The organism is Couchioplanes azureus (genome assembly GCF_014648355.1).
GTDB classification, from domain to species: domain Bacteria; phylum Actinomycetota; class Actinomycetes; order Mycobacteriales; family Micromonosporaceae; genus Actinoplanes; species Actinoplanes azureus.
In genome coordinates this window covers 831428-855685 of record NZ_BMQY01000002.1, presented here as the reverse complement: position 1 = coordinate 855685, position 24258 = coordinate 831428, and the positions used below count along the sequence as shown (strand labels likewise).

At 74.0% G+C, this 24258-nt stretch carries 23 protein-coding genes; 14 read left to right on the top strand and 9 right to left on the bottom strand.

Annotated features, from left to right (window positions below; translation table 11 throughout):
• Positions 1–60: 60 nt before the first annotated feature.
• The 5 genes from IEY99_RS11025 to IEY99_RS11005 all read left to right on the top strand — a co-directional run bounded on the left by IEY99_RS11025 (position 61) and on the right by IEY99_RS11005 (position 5895).
• Positions 61–1734: an NYN domain-containing protein gene (locus IEY99_RS11025; RefSeq protein ID WP_189201976.1), complete on the top strand. Its 1674-nt coding sequence runs from the start codon at positions 61–63 to the stop codon at positions 1732–1734.
• A gap of 175 nt (positions 1735–1909) precedes the next feature.
• Positions 1910–2065 carry a hypothetical protein gene (locus IEY99_RS11020; RefSeq protein WP_373293320.1) on the top strand — a complete coding sequence of 52 codons (156 nt, stop codon included), beginning with the start codon at positions 1910–1912 and terminating at the stop codon, positions 2063–2065.
• A 313-nt stretch (positions 2066–2378) separates the two neighbouring features.
• Positions 2379–3635, top strand: a complete 1257-nt coding sequence (locus IEY99_RS11015; RefSeq protein WP_189201972.1) for a M48 family metallopeptidase — start codon at positions 2379–2381, stop codon at positions 3633–3635.
• 55 nt (positions 3636–3690) lie between these two features.
• Positions 3691–4818: a glycosyltransferase family 4 protein gene (locus IEY99_RS11010; protein ID WP_189201970.1), complete on the top strand. Its 1128-nt coding sequence runs from the start codon at positions 3691–3693 to the stop codon at positions 4816–4818.
• A gap of 159 nt (positions 4819–4977) precedes the next feature.
• Positions 4978–5895, top strand: a complete 918-nt coding sequence (locus IEY99_RS11005; RefSeq protein WP_229798458.1) for a GNAT family N-acetyltransferase — start codon at positions 4978–4980, stop codon at positions 5893–5895.
• Positions 5896–5962: 67 nt separating this feature from the next.
• Here the strand turns inward: IEY99_RS11005 and IEY99_RS11000 are convergent, their stop codons facing one another.
• The 4 genes from IEY99_RS11000 to IEY99_RS10985 all read right to left on the bottom strand — a co-directional run bounded on the left by IEY99_RS11000 (position 5963) and on the right by IEY99_RS10985 (position 10674).
• Positions 5963–6589: a pyridoxamine 5'-phosphate oxidase family protein gene (locus IEY99_RS11000; protein ID WP_189201969.1), complete on the bottom strand. Its 627-nt coding sequence runs from the start codon at positions 6587–6589 to the stop codon at positions 5963–5965.
• 13 nt (positions 6590–6602) lie between these two features.
• Entirely contained in the window at positions 6603–8153 is a 1551-nt protein-coding gene (locus tag IEY99_RS10995; protein ID WP_189201967.1) for a carboxylesterase/lipase family protein, read from the bottom strand.
• A 153-nt stretch (positions 8154–8306) separates the two neighbouring features.
• Positions 8307–8975 (bottom strand): response regulator transcription factor, encoded by a 669-nt coding sequence (locus tag IEY99_RS10990; protein ID WP_023359837.1) that lies wholly within the window; start codon positions 8973–8975, stop codon positions 8307–8309.
• A gap of 7 nt (positions 8976–8982) precedes the next feature.
• A complete protein-coding gene (locus tag IEY99_RS10985) occupies positions 8983–10674 on the bottom strand; it encodes a GAF domain-containing sensor histidine kinase (RefSeq protein WP_189201965.1) in 1692 nt (563 codons plus the stop codon).
• 214 nt (positions 10675–10888) lie between these two features.
• Between IEY99_RS10985 and IEY99_RS10980 the strand changes: the two genes are divergently transcribed.
• A complete protein-coding gene (locus IEY99_RS10980) occupies positions 10889–11338 on the top strand; it encodes an SRPBCC family protein (protein ID WP_189201963.1) in 450 nt (149 codons plus the stop codon).
• 489 nt (positions 11339–11827) lie between these two features.
• Here IEY99_RS10980 and IEY99_RS10975 read toward each other — a convergent pair whose 3' ends face one another.
• The gene (locus IEY99_RS10975) at positions 11828–12091 is read right to left on the bottom strand and encodes a hypothetical protein (RefSeq protein ID WP_189201961.1); all 264 of its coding nucleotides are present in this window, start codon (positions 12089–12091) and stop codon (positions 11828–11830) included.
• Positions 12092–12560: 469 nt separating this feature from the next.
• Between IEY99_RS10975 and IEY99_RS10970 the strand changes: the two genes are divergently transcribed.
• Genes IEY99_RS10970 through IEY99_RS10950 form a run of 5 tightly spaced genes read left to right on the top strand, consistent with a single transcriptional unit; the run spans position 12561 to position 18165 of the window.
• Positions 12561–13511: an ROK family glucokinase gene (locus IEY99_RS10970; RefSeq protein ID WP_189201959.1), complete on the top strand. Its 951-nt coding sequence runs from the start codon at positions 12561–12563 to the stop codon at positions 13509–13511.
• A 10-nt stretch (positions 13512–13521) separates the two neighbouring features.
• Positions 13522–14211, top strand: a complete 690-nt coding sequence (locus IEY99_RS10965; protein ID WP_189201957.1) for an endonuclease/exonuclease/phosphatase family protein — start codon at positions 13522–13524, stop codon at positions 14209–14211.
• A gap of 38 nt (positions 14212–14249) precedes the next feature.
• Positions 14250–15593, top strand: a complete 1344-nt coding sequence (locus IEY99_RS10960) for a flavin-containing monooxygenase (RefSeq protein ID WP_189201955.1) — start codon at positions 14250–14252, stop codon at positions 15591–15593.
• Positions 15590–16357: an alpha/beta hydrolase gene (locus IEY99_RS10955; protein ID WP_189201953.1), complete on the top strand. Its 768-nt coding sequence runs from the start codon at positions 15590–15592 to the stop codon at positions 16355–16357. The genes IEY99_RS10960 and IEY99_RS10955 overlap by 4 nt, the downstream gene beginning before the upstream one ends.
• Before the next feature lie 47 nt (positions 16358–16404).
• Positions 16405–18165 carry a hypothetical protein gene (locus IEY99_RS10950; RefSeq protein ID WP_189201951.1) on the top strand — a complete coding sequence of 587 codons (1761 nt, stop codon included), beginning with the start codon at positions 16405–16407 and terminating at the stop codon, positions 18163–18165.
• A gap of 6 nt (positions 18166–18171) precedes the next feature.
• Here IEY99_RS10950 and IEY99_RS10945 read toward each other — a convergent pair whose 3' ends face one another.
• Both IEY99_RS10945 and IEY99_RS10940 read right to left on the bottom strand, forming a co-directional pair.
• Positions 18172–19587 (bottom strand): alpha,alpha-trehalose-phosphate synthase (UDP-forming), encoded by a 1416-nt coding sequence (locus IEY99_RS10945; protein WP_189201949.1) that lies wholly within the window; start codon positions 19585–19587, stop codon positions 18172–18174.
• Between the two features lie 67 nt (positions 19588–19654).
• Positions 19655–20482 (bottom strand): DUF308 domain-containing protein, encoded by an 828-nt coding sequence (locus tag IEY99_RS10940; RefSeq protein ID WP_189201947.1) that lies wholly within the window; start codon positions 20480–20482, stop codon positions 19655–19657.
• Between the two features lie 148 nt (positions 20483–20630).
• On the opposite strand from IEY99_RS10940, the gene IEY99_RS10935 reads away from it, so the two are divergent.
• Together IEY99_RS10935 and IEY99_RS10930 are read left to right on the top strand one after the other, a co-directional pair.
• Positions 20631–21344, top strand: a complete 714-nt coding sequence (locus tag IEY99_RS10935; RefSeq protein ID WP_189201945.1) for a lysophospholipid acyltransferase family protein — start codon at positions 20631–20633, stop codon at positions 21342–21344.
• Between the two features lie 50 nt (positions 21345–21394).
• Positions 21395–21793 (top strand): ChaB family protein, encoded by a 399-nt coding sequence (locus IEY99_RS10930; protein WP_189201943.1) that lies wholly within the window; start codon positions 21395–21397, stop codon positions 21791–21793.
• 57 nt (positions 21794–21850) lie between these two features.
• Here the strand turns inward: IEY99_RS10930 and IEY99_RS10925 are convergent, their stop codons facing one another.
• Entirely contained in the window at positions 21851–22357 is a 507-nt protein-coding gene (locus IEY99_RS10925; protein ID WP_189201941.1) for a polyadenylate-specific 3'-exoribonuclease AS, read from the bottom strand.
• A 16-nt stretch (positions 22358–22373) separates the two neighbouring features.
• Positions 22374–23255, bottom strand: coding sequence for a phosphotransferase enzyme family protein (locus tag IEY99_RS10920; protein WP_189201939.1), 882 nt, complete (start codon positions 23253–23255; stop codon positions 22374–22376).
• Between the two features lie 275 nt (positions 23256–23530).
• On the opposite strand from IEY99_RS10920, the gene IEY99_RS10915 reads away from it, so the two are divergent.
• Positions 23531–24223: a Crp/Fnr family transcriptional regulator gene (locus IEY99_RS10915; RefSeq protein WP_071806683.1), complete on the top strand. Its 693-nt coding sequence runs from the start codon at positions 23531–23533 to the stop codon at positions 24221–24223.
• The last annotated feature ends 35 nt before the right edge of the window (positions 24224–24258 follow it).

Genomic DNA, 24258 nt, shown 5'->3' with positions numbered 1-24258 from the left:
ACCCGAAAAGATCACTTGCCTCCGCAAGCTTTCCGCAGCCCACGGTGGGAGAATGGGAAAATGTCCGCGCCGCACGAGTACGCCGATCGCCCCTCCGAGGAGGAGGCGGCGTTGCTCGGTGCGCCGGACCAGGACCCGAGCGGCCCGGACGGCCCCGGAGCGGCCGGCCCGCCCGGCCCCGGAGCGGGCGGCCCGGACGGCCCCGGCGTGGTCGGCGTGGATCCGGACACGGCGGTCTCGGAGGGTGCGGGGGGCGCCGAAGGCGCGGGCACCGAAAGCTCGCACGCCTTGGGCTCGGAGGCTGCGGGTTCGAATGCCATCGGTTCGGGTGCGGCAAGCTCGGATGCTGAGCGCCCGGGTGCGGTGGGTCCGGGTGCCGTGGGTGCGGACACCGGGGATGACGGCGGTGCGGCGGATGAGGATGCCGGGGTGCCGGAGCCGGTGCTGCCCGAGCCGGTGCGTCAGCGGATCACCGCCCTGACGGCCGCCGCCCTGCCCGGCATGCCGGCCGACGAGATTCCCGTCGCGCTGCGGCGGGTGGCCCGGTTCGCCCCGAACCGTCGCGCCCGGCTGGGCGGTGCCGCGCTCGCCGCGCAGCTCACCGCCGACCCGTTGTTCCGCCAGCGCATCGGCTCCCGGGTGGTGACCGAGAGCGGAGACCTGGGTGCCGCGGTCGCGGCCGGGATGGCGCCCGCCGCGGCCGACCCGGTCGAGGTCGCCGCCCTGGCCTATCTGGCCCGGCCGGCCGGCTGGCGCGACCTGGTGACGGCCGCCGGCGAGTCGGTGCGTGCCGAGGTCGACAGCGCGGCCGTGGCCCACCAGATCCGCGAGGCGGAGCAGCGTGCCGCCCGGGCCGAGCACGACCGTGCCGTGGCCAAGGTGGAGGCGGACAAGCTCCGCGACGAGCTCGCCCGGGTGCGCGAGGAACTGGGCCAGCTCCGCGAGGAGGCCCGGACCACGGCCCGGGCGCTGCGCGAGACGCAGGCGGCCCACAAGCGGGCCGCCGACCTGCTGGCCACCGAGAAGGGGCGTACGGCCAAGGCGGCCGCGGACCACGACGCGGAGGTACGGCGGTTGCGCACCCGCCTGGCCGAGGCGGAGGCCGCGGCGGCCTCGGGCAAGCAGAGCGCCAAGGACGCCCGGGCCGCCGACGACGCCCGCCTCTGGCTGCTGCTGGAGACGATCGGGCAGGCCGCGTCCGGTCTGCGCCGCGAGCTGGCCCTCGGGCCGGCCGACAAGCTTCCCGCCGACTTCGTGGCGGACGTCGCCGCCGACCGGCCGGGCGCCGCGGAACGGTCGCGCCCCCGCGCCCAGGACACCGACGACCCGGGCCGTCTCGACCAGTTGCTGGCGCTGCCCCGCGCCCACCTGATCGTGGACGGCTACAACGTCACCAAGCGCGGCTTCGCCGAGATGTCGCTCGAGCACCAGCGCAAGCGGCTGATCACCGGGCTCGGCGGCATCGCCGCGCAGACCGGGGACGAGGTCACGGTCGTCTTCGACGGGGCGGAACGCGTCCACGGCCTGCCCCCCGCGCCCCGCGGCGTACGCGTGCTGTTCTCCCGCAAGGGCGACACCGCCGACGAGCTGATCCGGCAGCTGGTCCGGGCCGAGCCGGCGGGCCGTCCGCTCGTGGTGATCTCGTCGGACCGGGAGGTCGCGGACGGCGTGCGCCGGCATGGCGCGTACCCGATGGGTGCCGACTCGTTGCTGCGCCGGCTCGCGCGGTCCTGATTTTTGTCGTACCCCTTCCATAGCGTGACTGTCACCGATGGTGGTCGGTCCGCGACAGGCACTTCCCCCGGATCGCGGCCGGGCCACCGTCGCCCGCGAGGAGGAAGTGATGATCATCGACTGCGGCCGCTGCCCCGGTAGGGGACGCGGATGCGAAGGATGCCTGATCAAGGCCATGGCCGACACCCCGGACGGCATCGGCGACCTGACCCCGGGCGAGCTGCGGGCGATCGAGGTCTTCGAGCTGGCGGGGTTCGAGGTCGAGCTGCTGGAGACCCCGGAGCCGCCCGTCTCGGTCCCTCTGGTCCGCCGCCGCGGACACGTCGCGTGATCATGACCCGGCGGGCGGCGGCGCACGGCACGGCGACGCGGTGCGGGCCGTGGTGGGTCCGGGTGGCGTGATCACCGCGGGGTCCGCGCCTAGGATGGTCGGGTCCTTGCCCCGGCCGATGCGCAGGCCCGACGCGTGCGGACCGGCCGGTGTGGGCCGGCGGGCGGCGGCGTGGGTCGACCGGTGTGGGCGCTGACGGACGCGGGCCCGGCCGGTGTGGGCCGGCGGGCGTGCGGCGCTGACGGACGTGGGGCGACGGGTGTGGGTCGGCCGGCGGCGTTGCCGGCCGGAGGGCCAGGATGGAGGCACGAGGGTGACGCCACGGCTGTGGGCCGCATGCACGCTGGGTGTGCTGCTGGTCGCGCTGATCGGCTACGCCGCGGTGACCGTGCCGTGGCAGCGGCCGCCCGCACCCCGGGCCGACCAGATCGCGGCGCTCGGGGAGCTGCCCGCCGAGCAGGTGGCCCGGGCCCGCGAGTTCCACTCCGCGCTGCGGCCCGGCGCCTACGGTGGGCTGGCGATCGGCCTCCTCGGCGCGCTCCTGCTCGGCCTCACCCCGCTCGGCTCGCGGCTCGTGGCGTGGGCCGGCCGCCCGTTCGGCGACCACTGGATCGCCCAGGCGGTCCTCGGCGGGCTGCTCGTCGTCCTGGTCGCCGAGCTCCTCACCCTGCCCTTCGCCGCCTGGCGGCACACCGTCGTCGTCCGGTACGGCATCTCGACGCAGACCTGGGGCCCGTGGGCGGTCGACGTGGCCAAGTCGTTCGCCGTCGGCGCGGTGATCGGTGCGATCGCGCTGCTCGGCTTCTTCACCGTGACCCGCCTGGCGCCCCGCTGGTGGTGGGCGTTCGGCGCGGTGGGCGCGGCCACCCTGGTGGTGCTGCTGTCGTTCGTGCTGCCCGTGGTGGTCGAGCCGATCTTCAACAAGTTCACCCCGATGGCCGCCGGACCGCTGCGCACCGAGCTGATGGACCTGGCGGCGCGCGACGGCGTACCCGTCGGAGACGTGCTCGTCGCCGACGCGTCCCGGCGGACCAGGGCGGTGAACGCCTACGTCTCCGGCTTCGGGCCGACCCGGCGGATCGTCGTGTACGACACGCTGCTCGCCGAGGCGGCGCCCGCCGAGGTGGTGTCCGTGGCCGCGCACGAGCTCGGCCACGCCAAGCGCCACGACGTCCTCACCGGCACGATCGTCGGCGCGCTCGGTGCGGCCGCGGCGGTGATCGCGCTCTACCTGCTCGGCTCGCTGGGCTGGCTGCTGCGCCGGGCCGGGGTCGACGCGATGGGCGAGCCGCGGGCGATCGCGCTGCTCCTCGCCCTGGTGACGCTCGCCGGTCTGGCCGCCGGCCCGGTGCAGGCGCTGGTCTCCCGCCGCGTCGAGGCCCGCGCGGACGCCCACGCGCTCGCGCTGACCGGCGACCCGGCCGCCTTCGAGGCGATGCAGCGCCGCCTCGGCAGCGTCAACCTGTCCGACCCCGACCCGCCGCCCTGGGAGTACCTCATGACCGCCTCGCATCCGTCCACCGTCGAACGGATGGCCGCCGCTCGCGCCTACGCCCGGGGCGAGCGCTGATGCCGGGGTCGTGCGGAGCGGTCGCCGTCCGCGGTGGCGGGAAGGGTGAGCGCTGATGGCGCGGACGTTGCTGGTCACCAACGACTTTCCGCCGCGGCCCGGGGGGATCCAGCAGTTCGTGCACAACCTGGCGGTGCGGCAGCCCTCCGGGTCCGTGGTCGTCTACGCCTCCACGTGGCGGGGAGCCGCGAAGTTCGACGCCGAGCAGCCGTTCGAGGTCGTCCGGGAGAAGACCGGGGTGCTGCTGCCCACGCCCGCCGTCGCGCGGCGGGCGGCCGAGATCGCGCGGTCGTACGACTGCGACAGCGTCTGGTTCGGGGCCGCGGCGCCGCTCGGGCTGCTGGCCGGCGGGCTGCGCCGGCGGACCGGCATCACCCGGGCGGTGGCGCTCACCCACGGCCACGAGATCGGCTGGGCCGCCCTGCCCGGCGCCCGGCAGTTGCTGCGGCGCATCGCCCGGGACAACGACGTGGTGACCTTTCTGACCGAGTTCCAGCGGGTACGTCTCGACCGGGCGCTGCACGGGCTCACCTCCCTCGAACGGCTCACTCCCGGCGTGGACGTCGACGCGTACCACCCGGACGTCGACGGCTCCGAGGTGCGGGCGAGACACCGGCTCGGCGACCGGCCCGTCGTCGTGTGCGTCTCGCGGCTCGTGGCCCGCAAGGGCCAGGACATGCTGATCCGCGCGCTGCCGGCGGTCCGCCGGCGGGTCCCGGGAGCGGCGCTGCTGATCGTCGGCGGGGGGCCGTACCGGGAGAAGCTCCAGGCGCTCGCCCGCGCCGAGGGCGTCGAGTCCGATGTGGTCTTCACGGGCTCGGTGCCCTGGGCCGACCTGCCCGCCCACTACGCGGCCGGGGACGTGTACGCGATGCCGTGCCGTACCCGCGGCGCCGGCCTCGACGTCGAGGGCCTGGGCATCGTCTACCTCGAGGCGTCGGCGACCGGCCTGCCCGTGCTCGCCGGGGACTCCGGCGGCGCTCCCGACGCGGTCCGCGAGGGGGAGACCGGCCACGTCGTGGGCGGCCGGGACGTGCCGGCGATCGCCGACCGGCTCGCCGGGCTGCTGTCCGATCCGGCCCGCGCGCGGGCGATGGGCGCGGCGGGCCGGGCCTGGGTCGAGCGCGAGTGGCGCTGGGAGACCAAGGCCGCCGGCCTCGCCGCCATGCTGAGGCAGCGGTAATCGGTTGCGGGCCCGGCCGGTTCCGCCTAGAACTGGTGGCCGGATCTTCGAGAAAGGAGGGCTGAGCCGTGTACGCCGTGCAGACCGCGCTCGTGTCCTCCCGGGACGGCCGTTCGCGCTGATCCCGGAGCGGACAGGGTGCCTCCCCAGGAGACCGCCTTGACTCTGACCCTGCGTCCGATCGTCGGACCCGACGAGCTGGACCTCTTCAACCGCCTGCCGTACGTGCTCAACGGCGAGATCGGCGACGACCTGGCGGCGGGCCGCCGCCGTCCGGAATGGCTGTGGCTCGCCCTGCGCGACGACCGCGTGGTGGCCCGGGCCGGGTGGTGGTCGCGGTCCGGTGACCCGCACCCCCTGCTGATGGACGTCTTCGACATCGACGGCGACGTCGGCGACGGCGTGCGGTTGCTGACGACCGCGCTGGCCGCCGTGGTCCCGCCCGGCGCGACCCCGCCGGAGTACGGCCGGTTCCTGCCGCCGGACTGGCGGGACCACCCGGCCACCCGGCAGGCGGTGGACGACCGGATGGAGGCGCTGCACCGGGTCGGGGCGAAGCTCTTCGTCGAGCGCCTCCGGCTGGAATGGCGTGCCGGTTCACCCGTTCCGGAACCCGGCGGACGGCTCGCCTTCCGGCCGGTGCGCGACCCGGACGAGCTCGTCGCGCTCATGACGCTGGTGCTGGACGGCACGCTCGACGCGCACGGCCGCGACGACCTGACCCGGATGACCCCCGAAGAGGCCGCGCGCGAGCACTACCGCACCGAGCTCGCCCGCTACGCCAGCCCGCACGAGTGGTGGCGGATCGCGACGCTCCCGGGCGGGGAACCGGTCGGTTTCGTGATCCCCGCGCACAACGGCTACAACCCGATCATCGCGTACGTCGGCGTGGTGCCGGCGCACCGCGGCCGGGGGTACATCCACGACCTGCTCGCCGTGGGCACCGGCCTGCTCGCCGCGCAGGGCGTGCCGCGGATCCGGGCGGCCACCGACGTCGGCAACGCACCGATGGCCGCCGCCTTCGCGCGGGCCGGCTACGTCACGTTCGAGCGCCAGATCGACATGACCTGGCAGTGACGGCCGCTCCGCCGGACCCGGGCGAACCCGGATCCGGCGGAGCGCCCCCGTTCTCGAACCGCCGACCTCATTGCTCCGGGGAGGCGCTCACCGCCGGTGCCGGCGCCGGGCCCGGCAGAGGCGGCAGCGGCAGCGGCAGGGCGGGCAGGCCGTCCAGGCTGGCCGCGATGAACTCCTTCTTCTCGAAGTACGCGTTCAGCGACGCGTCGTCCTCCCTCGCGAACCGCTGGCCGTGCAGCTCCCGGTCACCCTCGTAGGTCATCAGCGGGACGGCGTAGCCGCAGCTGTCGCGGATCATCTCCGCGCGGACCACGATGATCGTGCGTACCCCGTGCGACGAGGTGTCCAGGTCCGGGAAGTAGGAGACGTAATCCGTCCAGCGTGGATCATCGCGGAAGATCGGCTCGCCGCGCCCGTGGATGCGCACGATGGTGGGCGGTCCCTGGAAGGAACACCACATCAGCGTGATGCGGCCGTTCTCGCGCAGGTGCGCGATGGTCTCCGCGTTGCTTCCGGCGCAGTCGAGATAGGCGACGGTCAGCTCGTCGACGACGGCGAACGAGCCGTTGAGCCCCTTCGGCGACAGGTTGACCGTGCCCGACCCGGCCAGCGGCGCCGTCGCGGTGAAGAAGATCGGTTGTGCCTCGATGAAGGTCCTCAGCCGTCCTGAGATCCGCTCGTACGTTTTCCCCATGACCCGCATTCTGTCAGCCGGCGACCGGCGTCGATGCCGTCCACAGCCCGCAGCGGTGCTCGGCGGCCAGGTCGACGCCGCCGGACGCGCCGGTCGCCAGGGTCCGCACGTACGGTGTGGCGGCACCCGGGCGCAGCCGCGGCCAGCCGGCCCCGCCCGTGGCGGCGAACCGGGACCAGGCGTCGATCATCTCCTCGGCCAGGGCCGGCCCCGCCGGTGGCGGCAGCGGTGCGACGTCGAACAGGTACGGCAGCTCGGACCCGTGGTAGGCGCCCCACGGCCCCTGGCCCTCGGCGAACTCGTACGCGAAGGTCGGGGTGTGCCGGGCGAAGAGCCGGTTGCCCGCCAGCGTGGGGCAGGCCCAGATCCGGTCGGTGGCCACGGCGGCCCAGGCCTGGGCGGGGGAGGCGTACGCCTCGACCGGATACGCTGCCGCCACCTGGCCGGCCCGGTCGCCGAAGGCGGCCTTCAGGACGGCGGCGTACCGCTCGGCGGTGACCGGCGAGCCGGCCTCGACGAAGGCGATCATGCCCCGGTGCTCGTCGCGGGTGTTGCCGGAGAGCACCGGCACCCGGTGGAAGGCGCCCGCCCGCAGCGCGTCGGCGGGATGCCGGGGCAGCAGCGCGGTGCCGTGGGCGGGGTTCAGGAACGCGTCGAGCCCGACGCCCTCGGTGTGCTGCAGCAGCGCGTCCGCCGGCTGGGCGCGCAGACATGCGGCCACGTCGGCGCCGCAGTGCAACGTGGCCGCCAGCTCGGCACCCGCACGCCGTACGTCGGCCACCGGCGAGAACGGGGAACCCGCCTCGACGTCCGGATAGGACAGCTCGGCGGGCCAGTCGGTCAGGCACGGTCCGGACTGGAGAACGGCCCGGTCGAACAGGCCCGCCGCCGCGGGCGAGGCGAGGTGCGCGCACGCGCTCAGGCCGCCCGCGGACTGCCCGGCGAGCGTGACGTTGCGGGGGTCGCCGCCGAAGGCCGCGGCGTTGCGGCGTACCCAGCGCAGCGCGGCCTGCTGGTCCTGGAGTCCGAAGGTGCCCGAGCCGGCCAGGCCGGGCAGGCCGAGGAAGCCGAAGACCCCCAGCCGGTAGTTGACGGTCACGACGACGACGTCACCCCGGACGGCGAGCCGGTGGGCGTCGTACATGCCGCCCGAGCCGGTCTGGAAGCTGCCTCCGTGCAGCCACACCACCACCGGCCGGCGGTGGGGCTTCCCGAGCGGCGTGGTGACGTTCAGGTAGAGGCAGTCCTCCGCGCCGCTGCGGGGCCCGCCGTGGCCGGGCGAGTTCTGCTTGCAGGCCGGTCCCGGTGCGTCGGCCTCGCGCACGTCCGGCCACGGCGCGACCGGCTGCGGCGGGCGCCAGCGGAGGTCGCCGGTGGGCGGCGCGGCGTACGGTATGCCGTGGAACGTGCGGTAGCCGTCGTGCAGGGTGCCGCGGACCAGCCCGGCGTCCGTCCGGACGATGGCGGGGTTCCCGGCGGTCGCCGGCGCCGCGCCGGTGATCAGCGTCGTGGCCAGGCCGAGCAGGCCGGCCGCCAGGGTTCTGCGGAATGAAGAGACGGTCATGCGGTCCAGCCTGGCCGCGCATCGTCAGCAGTGGATCGACCGCCGGGAGCTCGATCGGTGGAGAGTCCGATCCACCGATCGGTGGATGACGACGGGCAGACAGTGCCGCCCGCCGCCTGCGGAGGGCGACGGGCGGTTCGGCACACGGGCCGGCTAGAACTTCGGGGCGTCCGGGGCCTCGAGCAGGCCCAGCCGCAGCGCCGTCATCAGCGCCTGGGCCCGGTTCGCCGCGCCCAGCTTCTCGTACAGCTTGGAGATGTGCGTCTTCGCCGTCGACTCCGACACGAAGAGCTGCTTGGCGATGCCCGCGACGCTCATGCCGTCCGCGAGCAGGCGCAGGACCTGACCCTCGCGGGGCGAGAGCTGCGGCCCGGACGGGGCGAGCCGCCGCTTCATGGCCTCGGCGAGGTCGGCCGCCGTGAACGCGCTCGGGGCCGAGGCCGCGTGCCGCGCCGCCGCCACCACCTCGTCGGCCGGGGCGGTCTTGGGCACGAAGGCGCTGGCTCCCGCCTCCAGGGCGCCGAACAGCTGGTCGTCGCCCGCGTACATGGTGAGGACGACGATGCCCATGTTGGCGTTGTTCTTGCGCAGGGCACGGGTCGCCTCGAGGCCGCTGCCGTCGGGCAGCCGCAGATCCATGATCACCACGTCGGGCTGGAGCGCGCCGGCCTGGCGGACGGCCTCGGCGGCCGTGGCTGCCTCGCCGACCACCTCGAACTGGCGGTCCCGCTCGAACGCGTGCCGCAGCCCCTTACGGATCAGGTCGTGATCGTCGACGAGGAGCACCTTGGTGCGGGTCGTCGGCATCGGACTGGTCGACATGCTCGGGTTACTCCCCTTCTGGTGCGGAAACGCTATCCCGCACGCTATCGCGCCGAGCCGAGGTTCCGAGCACTACCGCAACGGTTGTCCCGCTGGGGTGTCGTGGTCTGATCTCCAGCCGGCCTCGGATACGTTCCGCCCTCTCGGCCATGATCGCAAGGCCGTACCGCCCGTCCGGGCGGTCGTCGGCGAAGCCCTTGCCGTCGTCGGAGACCTCGATCTCCGCGTACGGCGGGTCGACCGTGCAGGTGACCCACAGGTTGGACGCGCCGGCGTGTTTGCGGGCGTTGGTGATCGCCTCCTGGGCGATGCGCAGCAGTTCCGCCTCGGTGGCGGCGGGCAGCCGCGCGGTGGACTCGTCGAACGTGAAGTGCACCCGCAGGCCCGCGGACGTGCCCAGGGTGCGGGCGTACTCGGCGATGGCCGCCGCGAGCCCGCCGTTGCGGTCCACCTCGGAACGCAGCTCGAACAGGCTGAGTCGCAGCTCCGTGATGACCCGGGTGACCTCGCCGCGCAGGGTGCGCAGTTCCTCGGCGGTCTCGTCGGCGCCCTCGGGCAGGGTCGCCTGCGCGTTGTCGATGCCGTACCCGACCATGACGAGCTCCTGCGCGACGCCGTCGTGGATCTCGCGGGCCAGGCGCTGACGCTCCTCATTGGTCGCCAGCGAGCGCACCTCGTCGAAGAGCAGCGCGGCCTCCAGCCGCAGGGCGGCCGGGCCGGTCACCTCGGTCACCCTCGCGATCACCGCCGACGGGTACGCGTTCGGCACGTCCGCCTCGAGGATCACGAGCCCGATCGTGCGTACGCCGGCGACCAGCGGCACGACCAGCGACGACGCCTCCCCGCCCTGGTGCGAGCGGGCCTGCGAGCGGGTCGCCGTCTGCGGCTGCTGGCTCGCCCACGCGTCGGCGATCGCCGAGTCGGCGTCGAGGGTGACCTCCCAGTCGACGCGTTCGGCGCCGGTCTGGGCGAGCACGACCAGCCGCCCGCCGCCGCTGGCCGACAGCACGGCGGCCCGGTGACCGGGCGCCACCACGCGCAGCTCCTCGAGCAGGTGCTCCGAGATGCCGCCCGGGTCGAGGGTCGCGCCGGGCAGCGACCGGGCGACGCTGCGCAGCTGGGTCAGCAGGCGGGTGGCCTCCGCGTACGGCTGCGGCTTGTTCTCGACCGGCGTCATGAGCTGCCGCATGGTGTCCGCGGCGAAGGTGACGATCGCACCGAGCACGAGCCACTGCCCGCCGGCGGCGAGATAGCCCGGCTGGGTGACGATCGATTCACCGTCCTCGGCGATCACCCCGCCGATCACCATCGCGACGGCCGCGACCCCGAGCAGCGCCGCCCCCTCGGTCGGCCGCCGGCGCAGCGCCGCGGTCAGCAGCGGGACCGCCAGGTACGGAAGGACCGCCTCGGCACCGAACCCGGCCTCGACCGTCCCGGAGACGTTCGCGGCCGCGGCGACCGACCCGGCGGCCAGCCCGGTGACCGCCACCTCGGCGACCCGCCCCAGCGGCGCGACCACCCGGTGATGCGGCAGGAAGAACGCCGGCAGCGCCGCGACCAGCAGCAACGCGATCCAGCGCAACTGGCCCGCGTCCTGGGTGGCGATCAGGGTGAGCGCCGAGACGAGGGCGAGCATGACGAGGCGAGCGGCTACCGCGAGCGGGTGGACGCGCACGAGAACGCTGGCTGAGGCGGGCACGTGACGGATCGTAGCCGCACCATCGGGAATCGGCCCATCGCCCGATGCGTCCACGTCCCTGCTCCCGCCGCGACGGCCGTGGCATGGGACGGTCTGGCGTCGGGGTGGCCGGCGTGGGGGCGGCGCCGGCGAGCGGGGGCCGGGCGGGGCGGCGTGGGCGCCAGCGGAGAGGCCGTGAGTCGCATGGCGTCCGGCACGCGGTAGCCTGCCTGCCATGGCGGACACCTCGACGCAGTCCATCCAGGTCCAGGCGCCCCTCGACCAGGTCGCCGCGGTGATCTGCGACTTCCCCCGCTATCCGGAGTGGGCCGACGCGATGAAGCGGGTGGAGGTGCTCGAGGAGTACGACGACGGCTACGCGGCCCAGGTCCGGTTCGTCATCGACGCCGGGCCGCTCTCCGACGACTACACGCTCGAATACGCGTATGCCGACGACCTGTCGCGCATCGAGTGGCATCTCGTGGCACCGTCGAAGATGCAGAAGATGCTGAACGGCTCCTACGACCTGGTCGACGCGGGGAACGGCGCCACCGAGGTGACGTACTCGCTCGAGGTGGAGCTCAACATCGGCATGCTCGGCATGTTCAAGCGCAAGGCCGAGAAAATGATCATGGATACGGCGCTGAAGGAGCTGAAGCGCCGCGTCGAGAGCCGGCAGGCCTAGACCGGCACGTGTCAGGAGCGCCGGCAGGCCTGGATCCGGCACGACAGCGGGAGCGGCGGCAGCCGGACGGCGGTGGCGGCATACAGCAGGGGGCAGGGCGATGACAGGGACGGCACGCCAGGAGGCCGAGCGGCTCGTCGCCGCCCTGCTCGCCAGGGCCGCGCAGGGCGGCCGCGACGGCCTGGGAGACCTGCTCGGATCGGCGGTGGGTCAATTCCTCTCCGGTACGGGCACACAGCAGCACAGAAGCAGCACCGGCTGGGCCACCGGCACGGCCGAGTGCTGCGTCTGCCCGATCTGCCGGGCCATGGCCGCCCTCCGCGACCCGACCCCCGAGACCGCCGAACGCCTGGCCACGGGCGCCGGCGATCTCGCCACCGGCCTGGCCACCCTGATGCGCGGCCTCTCCGCCGTCCTCGGCGCCACCAGAACCCCCGACCGGGACTCGACAGGCCACCAAGAGCCGGCTTCGGACCGGGACCCGGCCCGCTACCCGCCCTCGACCCCGGACGAGGCGTGGTCCGCCGCAACCCGCACCGACGCCCAGAGCACCACCCGCACCGGGCCGAAGACCGCGCCGACCGCTGAGCCGAAGACCGCGCCGACCGCCGGCGCGAAGAGCGCGAAGACCGCGAGGACCGCGCCGACCGCCGGCGGGAAGAGCGCGACTCGTGCCGCCGGCGAGCGGGTGGAGCCGCCGGCGGACAGGAACGCCGACCCGTGGGCCGCGGCCACCCGGAGCCCGGCCGGCACGGGCAGAGAAGCGGCCGGCGGCCGGGACCACGACGGAAGCCCGGCCGAGGCGCGGCACGACGCCGGGGCGCGTCCCAGAGCGCGGCCCGCCCGTAAGGCCGCGTCCCCGTCGGGGCGGAGGTCCGCCGCTGCTTCCGGGGACGCCGCCGCCCGTACCGAAAAAAATGCCGGACCCGAACGATCCCCCGCCGACGAAAACGGGGAATCGCGGCGGGAAAGTGCCGCTGCGGGATCCGGCACCGTAGATCATGATGTGTCGGCCCGGCCCCGGACCCCCGAGGCGCGGGAAACGCGAGCCACCGGCGACGTGTGACACAACAACGTGGGGCAGCACCCTGTGACACGACCTGGCACAGGACGGACCCCACCCCGGGCACGGCAGACGTGTGACGCAACGACGTGTGACACCGCAGACGTGTGAGGCAACAACGTGTGACACGACACCGTGCCACACAACAGAGGGGACGGCATGACGCTGACCATCGGAGTCGACGTCGGCGGCACGAAGGTGGCCGGCGGGGTGGTGGACGACCAGGGTGTCGTGATCGCGCAGACGCGGCGCGAGACCCCGGCGGACGACCCGGCCGGCACGCGGGACACCATCGTGGCGGTCGCCGCCGAGCTGGCGGCCCGGTATCCCGCGGCGAAGGCCGTCGGGATCGGTGCCGCCGCCTGGATCGACGCCGCCGGTGCGACGGTGCTCTTCGCGCCGAACCTCGCCTGGCGGGACGAGCCGGTGCGCGACTACGTGGCCAAGGCCGTGGGCCTGCCGACCGTGCTGGAGAACGACGCCAACGTCGCGGCCTGGGCCGAGTTCCGGTTCGGCGCCGCGCGGCAGGCCGACGACTCGATGGTGATGATCACCGTGGGTACCGGCATCGGCGGCGGCATCGTGCTCAACGGCGCGTTGTGGCGCGGTGCCAACGGGATCGCCGGGGAGCTCGGCCACATCCAGTCGGTGAACGGCGGGCATCCCTGCGGCTGCGGGCGGCTGGGCTGCCTGGAGCAGTACGCGAGCGGCAACGCCCTGGTCCGCTTCGCCCAGGCGGGTGCGCGGCAGGAGCCGGAGCGCGCCGGGACGCTGCTGGAGCTGGCCGGGGGTGACCCGCAGGCGATCAGCGGCCGGATGATCACCGAGGCGGCGCAGCGCGGCGACGCGGTAGCCCGCGACGCCTTCGCGCAGATCGGCTACTGGCTGGGGGTGGCGATGGCCGACCTGGCCCAGACGTTCGACCCGCAGGTGTTCGTCGTCGGCGGCGGGGTCATCGACGCGGGGGAGCTGCTGATGGGGCCGACGGTGCGGACCTATCAGGAGCAGCTGGCCCAGCGGAGCCGGTTCCCGGTCGCGGAGATCAGGGCCGCGGAGACCGGCAACACCGCCGGGGTGCTCGGCGCGGCCGACCTGGCCCGCCGGATCTGAGGGAGACGACGTGTCCGGGGTACCGCTGCGGGTGCTCAGCTACAACGTGCACGGCCTGCGGGACGACCGGGCCGCGCTGACCGGGCTGGTCCGCGAGCTGGCCCCGGACGTCGTCGTCGTGCAGGAGGCGCCGCGCCGGTGGCGCTGGCGGCACAAGTGCGCGGCCCTCGCCGACGACTTCGGCATGGTGGTCGCGGCCGGCGGGCTGCCGTCCCTGGGGAACTTGCTGCTGGTCAGCCTGCGGGTACGGGTGCACGAGACCTGGTGCCTGCGCTATCCGCTGACGCCGGGCCGGCACCTGCGCGGCGCGGCCTTCGCGCGCTGCTCGGTGCGCAACGCCCGGTTCACCGTCTCCGGATCGCACCTCGCCACGGATCCGGCCGAGCGTCCCGACCAGGCGGCGTGCTGGAAGGAGGCGCTGTCCGCGGTGGAGGGTCCGCTGATCGCCGGCGGCGACCTCAACGAGGGCCCGGGCGGGGGAGCGTGGCGCACGGTCGCCGACGGCCTGGTGGACACCGGCGCCCGGCGCGGCGGCGCGGCCCTGACCTTCCCGGCGACCCTGCCGCGGCAGCGGCTGGACGGGCTCTTCGTCTCGCCGGACATCGAGGTGGTCCGCTACGAGGTGGTCGACTCCGACGCCGCGCGCCGGGCCAGCGACCATCTGCCGGTGCTGGCCGACCTGGCCCTGCCCCCCGATTGACCCTTCCGGGGTGCCCGGGCTTCTGCGAGGATTCCCCGATGCACGACACCCCGGACATCGCCGACCGGCACGACGCGGTCTGCGTGATCGGTGCGGGCGGCAGCGGCCTCGCCGCGCTCAAGAATCTGCGGGAGCAGGGCTTCTCCGTCGACTGTTACGAGCGCGAGGCGTCCGTCGGCGGCGCCTGGAACTGGCGCCACGACCGCAGCCCGGTCTCTGCGGGCACCCATCTGGTCTCGTCGCGGGCGCTGTCCGAGTTTCCCGACTTCCCGATGCCGGACGACTGGCCGGACTATCCGCACCACAGCGCGTTCCTGACCTACCTCGAGCGCTACGCGGAGCATTTCGGGCTGCGGGACAGCATCTGGTTCGGCACCGAGGTGGTCGCGGTGACCCCGGTCGGCGACGGCCGCTGGGACGTGACGACCCGCGGCACCGGCGGCGGCGCGGAGCGGGTCCAGCGCTATGCCGCCGTCGTGGTCGCCAACGGGCACAACTGGTCGCCGAAGCCGTTCGAGGTGGACTCGTCGGGCTTCCGGGGGCAGGTCCTGCCGGCCTCGGCGTACCAGGATCCGGCGCAGCTGCGCGGGCGGAAGGTGCTGGTCGTCGGCGGCGGCAACACCGGCTGCGACATCGCGGTCGACGCGGCCCAGCACGCCGACGCGGTGTGGCACTCGATCCGCCGGGGTCACTGGTACGCCCCCAAGTACGTCCTCGGCCGCCCGGCCGATCAGCTCGGCGCCCTGCTGCACCGGCTGCGCCTGCCGCCGCGGGTGCGCCGGTGGATCTACCGGCGCACGGTGCGGCTCACCGTCGGCGACGTCACGCGCTTCGGGCTGCCGGCACCCGACCGCCGCACGTACGAGAGCCGTCCGGTGGTCGACAGCCAGCTGGTCCACTACGTCGGCCACGGCCGGATCACCCTGGTGCCGGACGTCGTGCGGCTCGAGGGCACCACGGCGACGTTCGCCGACGGCCGGCGCGCCGATCCGGACCTCGTCGTCGCCGCCACCGGCTATCTGCCGCGGTTCGAGTTCCTCGCCCCCGAGGCGCTGGACATCGACGAGAACGGCAGGCCCGATCTTCACCTGCACGCGTTCGCCCGGCGCCATCCCACCCTGGCGGTGGTGGGGCTGGTGGAGTCCGACCACGGCCTGCTGCCCCTGGCCCACTGGCAGAGCGTGGCCGTCGCCCGCTGGCTGAGGCTGCGCCGGGAGGATCCGGAGCGAGCCGCGCAGGTGCAGCGCAAGGAGTCGTCGCGGCCGCTGCGCACCTGGTCCCGGCCGCGGGACGTCCGGTCGTCGCGGCACTGGTTCGAGGTGAGCGCGGTCGGCTATCTGCGTGCCGTCGAGGAGCTGCTCGCGCGCCTGGAGAAGGCATGATCCTGCGCTTCGAGGACTGGACCGACCCGGTGCCCCCGGTGCGCCGGGAGGTCCTCAGCGCGCTGCCGCATCCGGACGAGGGGCAGCCGCCGCTGCTGTTCGTCCCCGGGCTGGGGCACGGCGCGTGGGCCTTCCGCGAGCACTGGCTCGGTCACGCCGCGTCGCGCGGGTTCGCCGCGTACGCGCTGAGCCCGCGCGCGAACGGGACGCTGCGTGCGTACGTGCACGACGTGGTGCAGGCCGCCGCCGCGCTGCCCCGCCAGGCCGTCCTGATCGGCCACGGGACCGGCGCGCGGATCGTGGCCCACGCGCTGGCGCGCTATCCCGCCCGGGCCGCGGTGCTGGCCGCGCCGGTGCTGCGGGGATGGTCGGCGCTCGGTGCGGCGCTGCGGGCCAACCCGCTCGGCACCCTGCCGGCCTGCTTCGGCGGCGGCCTCAGGCTCCGCGCCGGGCAGCTCTTCAGCGCGGGGTTCGCCGGCGTGGACGCGTACGCCGGGCGTCTCGTCCGGACGCCCGCCGCCGTCTGCCGGTCCCTGCTGGCGGCGCCCGCGCCGGCCCGGCCGGTCGGCACGCCCCCGGTGCTCGTGCTGGGCAGCCCGGACGACCGGATCGTCACCCGCGGTGCGCTGGACCGGGTCGCGGCCGGCCACGGCGGTGCGCCGCTGCTGTTCCCCGGCATGGGGCACGACCTGATGCTGGACGCCGGCTGGCGGGAGCCGATCGACGCGATCCTGGACTGGCTGGTGAAGGAGCTCTCGCCCTAAGGCCCTTTACCCGGGACTTACCCGGTCATCCGGTACTGTCGGCGCCCATGGTCAGTCCGGTCACCTCCGAGCGCCCGCAGCCCGCCGACGCGGCGCAGGCGCCCGCCCCGTCGCGATGGCGCCGGGCCCGCTCGCACCTGCCCGCGGCGGGTGCCTACCTCGGGCTCGCGCTGGTCGTCATGGGCGGCTACCTGGCCGATCCGGCCGGACGGGTCTCCGGGCACCTGGCCAGCGACAACACCTGGTTCCAGTGGCTGCTCTCGCACGGGGCGTACTCGGTGCGGCACCTGAGCAACCCGCTGTTCTCGCACCAGCAGAACGCGCCCGACGGCGTGAACATGATCGCGAACACCTCGGTGCTGGGCGTCACGCTGCCGATGGCGCCGGTGACCATGCTGTTCGGGCCGCGCGTCGCGTATTTCGTCTGGATGGTCGGCGCCCTCGCCGGCACGGCGTTCAGCACCTACTGGGTGCTGCGGCGCTACCTCGTCACGTCGCGGGTGGCGGCGTTCCTCGGCGGCGCCTTCGCCGGCTTCGCGCCCGGCGTCGTGCACCACGCGAACGGACAGCCGAACTTCGTCTCCAACTTCCTGCTGCCGCTGATCGTGGCGCGGGTGGCCCGGCTCGGCCTGGACGGCCGCTGGCGCCGCGACGGGGTGATCCTCGGGCTGCTGGTCACCTACCAGCTCTTCCTCAACGAGGAGCTGCTGCTCATCACGGCGGTCGGCTGCCTGTTCCTGACCCTCGGGTACGCGGTGCTGTGCCGCGCCGAGGCGCGCCGGCGGGTGGCGGACTTCGCGCGGGCGCTGGGGCTGACCGCGGTCGTGGCGGGCGTGCTCTGCGCGTACCCGATCTGGTTCCAGTTCAACGGGCCGGGGTCGTTCTCGGCGCTGCCGTTGTTCGTCGACTGGGGCGAGGACCCGCTGGCCTACCTGACCTTTGCGCGCGACACCATCGCCGGCACCAAGGCCTCCGAGCTGACCGTCGGGCGCACCGAGCAGAACAGCTGGTTCGGCCCGCCGCTGGTGCTGATGCTCATCGTGCTGGCCGTCGTGCTGTGGAGCCGGTCGGTGGCGGCGCGGCTGGCGGTCGTCACCGGCATCGCCGGTGGCCTGCTCTCGCTCGGCCCGGCGCTGCGCTTCGCCGGCATCCTCACCGAGATCCCCGGCCCGTTCGCCGCGATGCCGGAGCACATGCCGGTGCTGGGCCTGCTCATGCCGAGCCGCCTGACCTTCGTGGTGATCGGCGCGACCACGGTGCTGCTCGCCCTGGGCTGGGAGCACCTGCGGTGGCAGGCCGGACCGGTGCCGGTCGCCCGGGTGCTCATCGCCCTGTCGGTGCTGCCGCTGGTGCCCAAGCCGATCCCGGCCCGGCCGGACTGGCCGACGCCGGAGTTCATCAGCTCGGGTGCCTGGCGCCCGTACGTGAAGCCCGGCCAGACGCTGGTCCCGGTGCCCCTGCCGAGCGACTGGCTGGGCCGGGAGACGCTGAGCTGGAGCGCGGAGGCGAGGCACGAGTTCGTGGTGCCGGAGGGTTACTTCCTCGGGCCGGACCCGGCGGGCATCGGCAAGATGGGCCCCGCGCGGGCCAGCTGGTTCACCCACTTCGTCCTCAGGGTCCGCAAGGAGGGGGTCGCTCCCCCACTCACCGACGCGGAGAAGGAGACCATCCGCGCCGAGGTGCGGCGGTGGAACGGCGGGGTGCTGGTGATGAAGGCCGAAGCCAGGTACGAGCCGACGCGCGCCCTGGTGGAGCAGGTCTACGGGCCGGCACGCCAGGACCGGGACGTCTGGATCTGGATCCCCTGATCCTGCTCAGCGGCGCAGCCGCGCCGCGACCCTCCCGGTGCGGTCCAGGGCGGTGAGGTAGGCCCGGGCCCACGTCACGATGTCGTGGCTGCTCAGGTGCGCCCGCATGGCGGCCATCCGGCGGGCCAGGTCCGCCGGATCGGCCTCCATCGCGCGCAGCAGCGTCTCCTTGAGCCCGTCCACGTCGTGCGGGTTGACGAGGAACGCGTCCTCCAGCTCCGCGGCGCAGCCGGTGAACTCGCTGAGCACGAGCGCGCCGGAGGCGTCCGCGCGGGCGGCCACGTACTCCTTGGCGACCAGGTTCATGCCGTCGCGCAGCGGGGTCACCACCATCACGTCCGCGGTCTGGTAGAGCGCGGCCAGCTCGGCGCGGTCGAACGGCTGGTTGAGGTAGTGGATGGCGGGCTCGCCGACGCGGCCGTACTCGCCGTTGATCCGCCCGACCTCGCCCTCGATCCGGTCGCGCAGCACCCGGTAGTTCTCCACCTGCTCCCGGCTCGGCACCGCGACCTGCACCATCACCGTGTCGCGGACCTTCACCCGGCCGTCGTGCAGCAGCTCGCTGTACGCGGTCAGCCGGTGCTCGATCCCCTTGGTGTAGTCGAGGCGGTCCACGCTCAGCAGGACCCGCCGCGGGCGGCCGAGGTCCGCCCGCAGCTGCTGGGCCCGCTCGCGGACGTCGGGGCGGGCGGCCAGCGCCTGCATCTCGGCCACGTCGATCGAGACGGGGAAGGCGCCGGTGCGCACCGTACGGCCGTCGACGGTGATCTGGTCGTTGGCGGTGACCCGCGCGCCGAGCAGCTTCACCGCGAGCTGGGCGAAGTTGTGCGCCGCCTGCGGGCGCTGGAAGCCGACGAGGTCCGCGCCGAGCATCCCGCGCAGCAGTTCGATGCGGCGGGGGAGCTGCATGAACAGCTCGGGCGGGGGGAACGGCACGTGCAGGAAGAACCCGATCAGCACGTCGGGGCGGAGCCGGCGCAGCAGTTCCGGGACGAGCTGCAGGTGGTAGTCCTGCACCCAGAGCACCCCGCCGGGCTCGACGACCTCGGCGGCGGCCTCCGCGAAGCGCCGGTTGACCTCGGAGTAGGTCTCCCACCAGCCCCGGTGGAAGACGGGCTGCTCGACGGCGTCGTGGTAGAGCGGCCACAGCGTCGAGTTGGCGAAACCCTCGTAGTAGCCGCGCAGCTCCTGCTCGGACAGCGCCATGGTGCGCAGGCGCAGGCTGCCGATGTCGGTGAGGGTGGGCGCGGCGCCGACCCCGCCCGCCCAGCCGACCCAGGTCGCCGGGGTCTGCTGCAGGATCGCGTGCAGGGCGCTGGCGAGGCCGCCGGGACTGCGCCGCCATTCGCAGGCGCCGTCGGGCGCGGCGCTGTCGTCGGTGGGGAGGCGATTGGCGACGACCACGAGCGAGCTCTGGCGCATTCACGAAAGGTTAATGGATGACTACCGAGAGATACAACGTCGGTGATCTATGCCATGGCGGCGGGCCTCAGACGACCGCCCCGTCGTCGAACTCGTCGTCGTCGTCGCCGGAGCGCAGCCGCCACACCAGGGTCACCGCGCCCGCGACGATCGACGTGAAGCCGATCAGCGTGACCAGGTTGCGGTCGACCGGGAGCAGCCACGGGAACAGGAACAGCACGAACCCGAGCACCACGCCCGCCACGCCGGCGATCGCGTACTTCGAGATGTGCGGCAGCGGTGGCGGGGGCGGGGGCACGTAGCGCTCGTCGTCGTCCTCGCCGCCCGGGCCGGTGCCGAAGGTGTCCAGCCCGTCCAGCAGGGAGGGCTCGTCGACCCGGTCCGTGCGGCGCCGGTTGAGCTGGATGCCCGCGACGTCGGTGGCCGAGGTGATCTTGTCGCCGGGCTCGGCCGGCGGCTGCGGGGCCCGGGCGGCGTCGATGCCCTCCGCGGCCGGCCACGGCGGCGAGGCCGGGTCGACGGCGGTGTGGAAACCGGCGACGATCTGCGCCCAGGCGGCGTCGACCTCCCGCTGGTCGCCGCTCGGGCGCTCCTTCGGCGGCGTGGCCGGCGAGGCGGTGCCGGCGTCACCGGTCAGCTTCTGCAGATGCTCGCGGGCGGTGTCGAGATGGGTGCGGTCGACGTAGAGCCGGTCGGTGGGCCGGGCCGGGAGCGTCGTGGCCCGCAGGATCGGGTTGAGATCGGCGGAGGGCTGCAGATAGGCGGCGATGCCGCCGGCCGCCAGCACGTCGAGCAGATGCTCGCCGACGCGTGGATCCACGTCGCCCGCGGCCGCGTAATCGGCCGCGTCGAGCCCGTTGTCCCGCCGCCCGCGACGGGCGCCACCCGCAGACACCCCTGCACACTCCTCGCCCCGCGCCGCTCGCGCGTGCCTTGAATGGTGACACGACAGGTGCCGCTTGCGGGAGTGCGTTGTGGCGTGCCGCTCCCGCTTCGTACGCTTTCCCTTCCACATGGGCCGCGGCGCGCGGGAAAGGACCTCGGTGTTCTACTGGCTGCTGAAGTACGTGGTTCTCGGACCTGTCCTGAAATGCCTTTTCCGCCCCGACGTGGAGGGACTCGAGCACGTCCCGGCGACCGGTCCGGTGATCCTGGCCTGCAACCACCTGTCGTTCTCCGACTCGATCTTCACACCCCTGATCGTGAAGCGGAAGGTGACATTCGTCGCCAAAGCGGAGTACTTCACGGGTAAGGGGATCAAGGGCTGGCTGATGCGGCAGTTCTTCGTCGGCACGGGGACGATCCCGGTCGACCGTTCGGGCGGCAAGGCCGCCCGCGCGGCCCTCGACACCCAGTTGCGGGTGCTGCGCTCGGGCAACATCGCCGGCATCTACCCGGAGGGCACCCGCTCGCCCGACGGCCGGCTCTACCGCGGCAAGACCGGCGTGGCCCGCCTCGCGCTGGAGAGCGGCGCCCCGGTGGTGCCGGTCGCGCTGCTGAACACCGACGAAATCCAGCCGACCGGCAAGCTCATCCCCAAGATCAAGCGGGTCCGGCTGCGCTTCGGCCCCCCGCTCGACTTCTCCCGGTACTCCGGCTCGGTCGGCGACCGCTTCGTCGAGCGCGCGGTGACCGACGAGATCATGTACGAGCTGATGACCCTGACCGGCCGCGAGTACGTCGACGTCTACGCCGCGTCGCTGAAGACGTCGGTCGTCGCGCCCCACCCGCCGGCCCGCCGCCGCACCGGCGTTTGAGCCGGTGGAGGACCGGGCACGGTGATCGGGTCACAGTGAGGAGGTTCGACATGCCGGCACGCGAGGAGATGCCCAGCACGCTGAAGCGGTCACCGAAGAAGGCTCAGGACACCTGGGCCAAGACCCACGACTCGGCCGTCGAGCAGTACGGCGAGGGCGAGCGCGCCCACCGCACGGCGTTCTCCGCGGTGAAGCACTCGTTCGAGAAGGTGGGCGACCACTGGGAGCCGAAGGCGAAGAAGGGGCCCAGCGACGCCAAGGCCGCGGGGGGCCGCGGGACGAAGGCGCAGGCCAAGGGCGGCGTCGACGCCAACGCCAGCAAGGAGCACCTGCTCGGCGTCGCGAAGCGCCTGGAGATCCGCGGCCGCTCCCGGATGACCAAGTCCGACCTGGTCGACGCCATCCAGAAGGCCAACAGGCGCAGCGACCGCAAGGCCCGGGCGAAGTAAGCCGTCAGATCCGGCGCCCGCCCCCGCGGCCCGTCCTCGTCGAGGGTCACCCTGCCGTCACCGCGGCGCGTGGCCGCCCGCTTCCATGGCCCTCCACCGGGCCAGGTTGTGCCGGGCGTCCACCAGCGCGTCGTGCCGGCCCTCGGCGCCGGGCAGGGGCGGGTTGCCCACGTCGTCCCAGCGCTGGCGCAGGTCCTTGGTGAAGCGCGGTATCTCCCGGGGCAGGGCCGGCATCGCGCCCCAGAGCTGGGCGAGCGCCACGTGGTCGTACGCGGCGTACCACGCCCAGAGCTCGATCTGCTCGTCCCGGCCGTGGATCGGCTCGGTGAGGAACGCGTACAGGTCGTCGCGGATGCGTTCCCGGGAGCGCCACGCCGGGTCCGCCGGGGACGGCAGCTTGTCCAGCACGTTGCGGCGCACCCAGGGCACCGCCCGGGAGTCGTCGAACTGGGTGGAGACCGCGTAGAAGGTGCGGCCGTGCTCGTCGACGACGCCGATCGACACGAGGTCGACCGTGCGGCCGTCCTCGATGAATTCGCAGTCGTAAAAATAGCGGTAGACCATCGCGGCCCATCCTCGCCTACCGCGGGTCGGCCTCGGCGACCAGGGCCGCCCGCGAGCGCCGCAGCACCTCCCGGTTGCCGTCGCCCTCGCCGGTGACGAGCCGCCGGGCCGCCCAGTCCGCCTGCACCGCCCAGCGGAAGCGCAGCATCACCGGCAGCGCGGCGTGCAGCTCGCCCTCGTCCACCGGGCCGGCCGCGAGATAGCCGTCGAGCAGCTCCGCCGCGGTCTCCGGGCCGCCCGCGTAGACCACGGCGGCCGCCACGTCGTAGAGCAGCGGGCCGGTGCCGCTCGCACCGCAGTCGAGCAGGCCCGCCCGGCCCGTCGCCGGATCCACCAGGAAGATCTCCGGGGCCGGGTCGCCGTGCAGCACCCCGTAGGTGAGCCGGTCGGTGACCGACAGGCGGGTCATGGCGGTGACCGCGCCGGCGACCGCCTCCCGCAGCCACGGCTCCACGGCCAGGTGCGGGGCGTCCGGGTCGAGCAGGTTCCAGCGGCGCAGGCCCGGATGGTGGAAGGTCTGCAGCGTGCGGTGCACGGCGCCCAGGCGGTCGCCCCAGAACTGCTGGTCGATCGGGTCCCGGCCGTCGAGGATGCGGCCCGGCGCCCGGCGCAGCACCGCCATCGCGCCGAACGGGGTGTCGGCCGTCAGGCCCCCGGCCAGCGTCCGCACCGGCTCGCCGGCCTCGATGCCGGTGCTGCGCAGGTGCTCGGCGGCGGCGAGCCCCGCCTCCACCGGCTGGCGGGCGGCCGGCTCGGCGAGGCGGGCGACGAAGCGCTCGCCGCCCGCGGTCACGTCCCACCCGTGCGACAACAGGCCCCCGGGCAGCGCCGAGATCTCGGCGGGCACGAGATGCCACTGCTCCCGCAGGGTGGATCGAAGGAGGTCGTGGTCCGGCACGGCCGCGATTATGTCGGCACACTGAGTAGTAGCGACGGACACCGTGGGTGGTTTGGCCGCGGTTTCGCCGGGTGGTCGGTCCCGAACTCGATGCATTTGTTACCCCTCGCGATTGGGGCTATACAGCGAGCGACATACGCGAAATGATCGAAAGGCAGGCGCTGGAGGTATCAAATGGCGTTGATGGCGCTCTTCATGCTAAGAGTGATCGTTCACGTCCAGGGAGCGACGTCGGGCATGTCCGGCGGTGGTCCCGACCGGGGGAAGGACTGACCGTGGATCATCGGCTGCCGGAGCCGGGTGACGCGCTCACGGGCGTGGAGATGTTCGCCGGGCTGGAGCCCGACGTGCGCCAGCGGGTGATCGCCGCCGCCGTGCCCCGTACGTACCGCAAGGGCCAGATCCTGTTCGTCGAGCACGATCCGGGCGATTCGCTGATCGTGCTGCGCCGCGGCGCGATCGCGGTGTTCCGCACCGCGCCCACCGGCGAGCGGGCCGTGCTGCACGTGGTGCGCCCGCCGGACGTGCTGGGGGAGGTCTCGCTGCTGGACGCGTCCACCCGGTCGGCCAGCGCCGAGGCGATCGAGGACAGCCAGGCGCTGGCGCTGTCCCGGGTGGCGTTCATGGACCTGGTGCACTCCAACCCGCGCATCCTCGACGCGGTCATGCGCTCCGTCGGCGGCCTGATCCGGCGCCTCACCGAGCAGAACGCCGACCACGTCTTCCTCGACCTGCCCGGCCGGGTGGCCAAGACGCTGGTCCGGCTCGCCGGCGACAGCCAGGCGCCGATGATCACGATCGAGCTCAACCAGAGCCAGCTGGCCGAGATGGCCGGCGGGTCCCGGCAGAGCGTCAACCAGGCCATCGGCTCGTTCGCGACCCGCGGCTGGCTGCGCACCGAGGGCCGGCGGATCGTGGTCACCGACGTCTCGGCGCTGCGCCGCCGGGCCGGCATGGCGGAAAGGTAGGACCGGTTCGTTTCGCGTCCGGGGCCGCGGGAAGT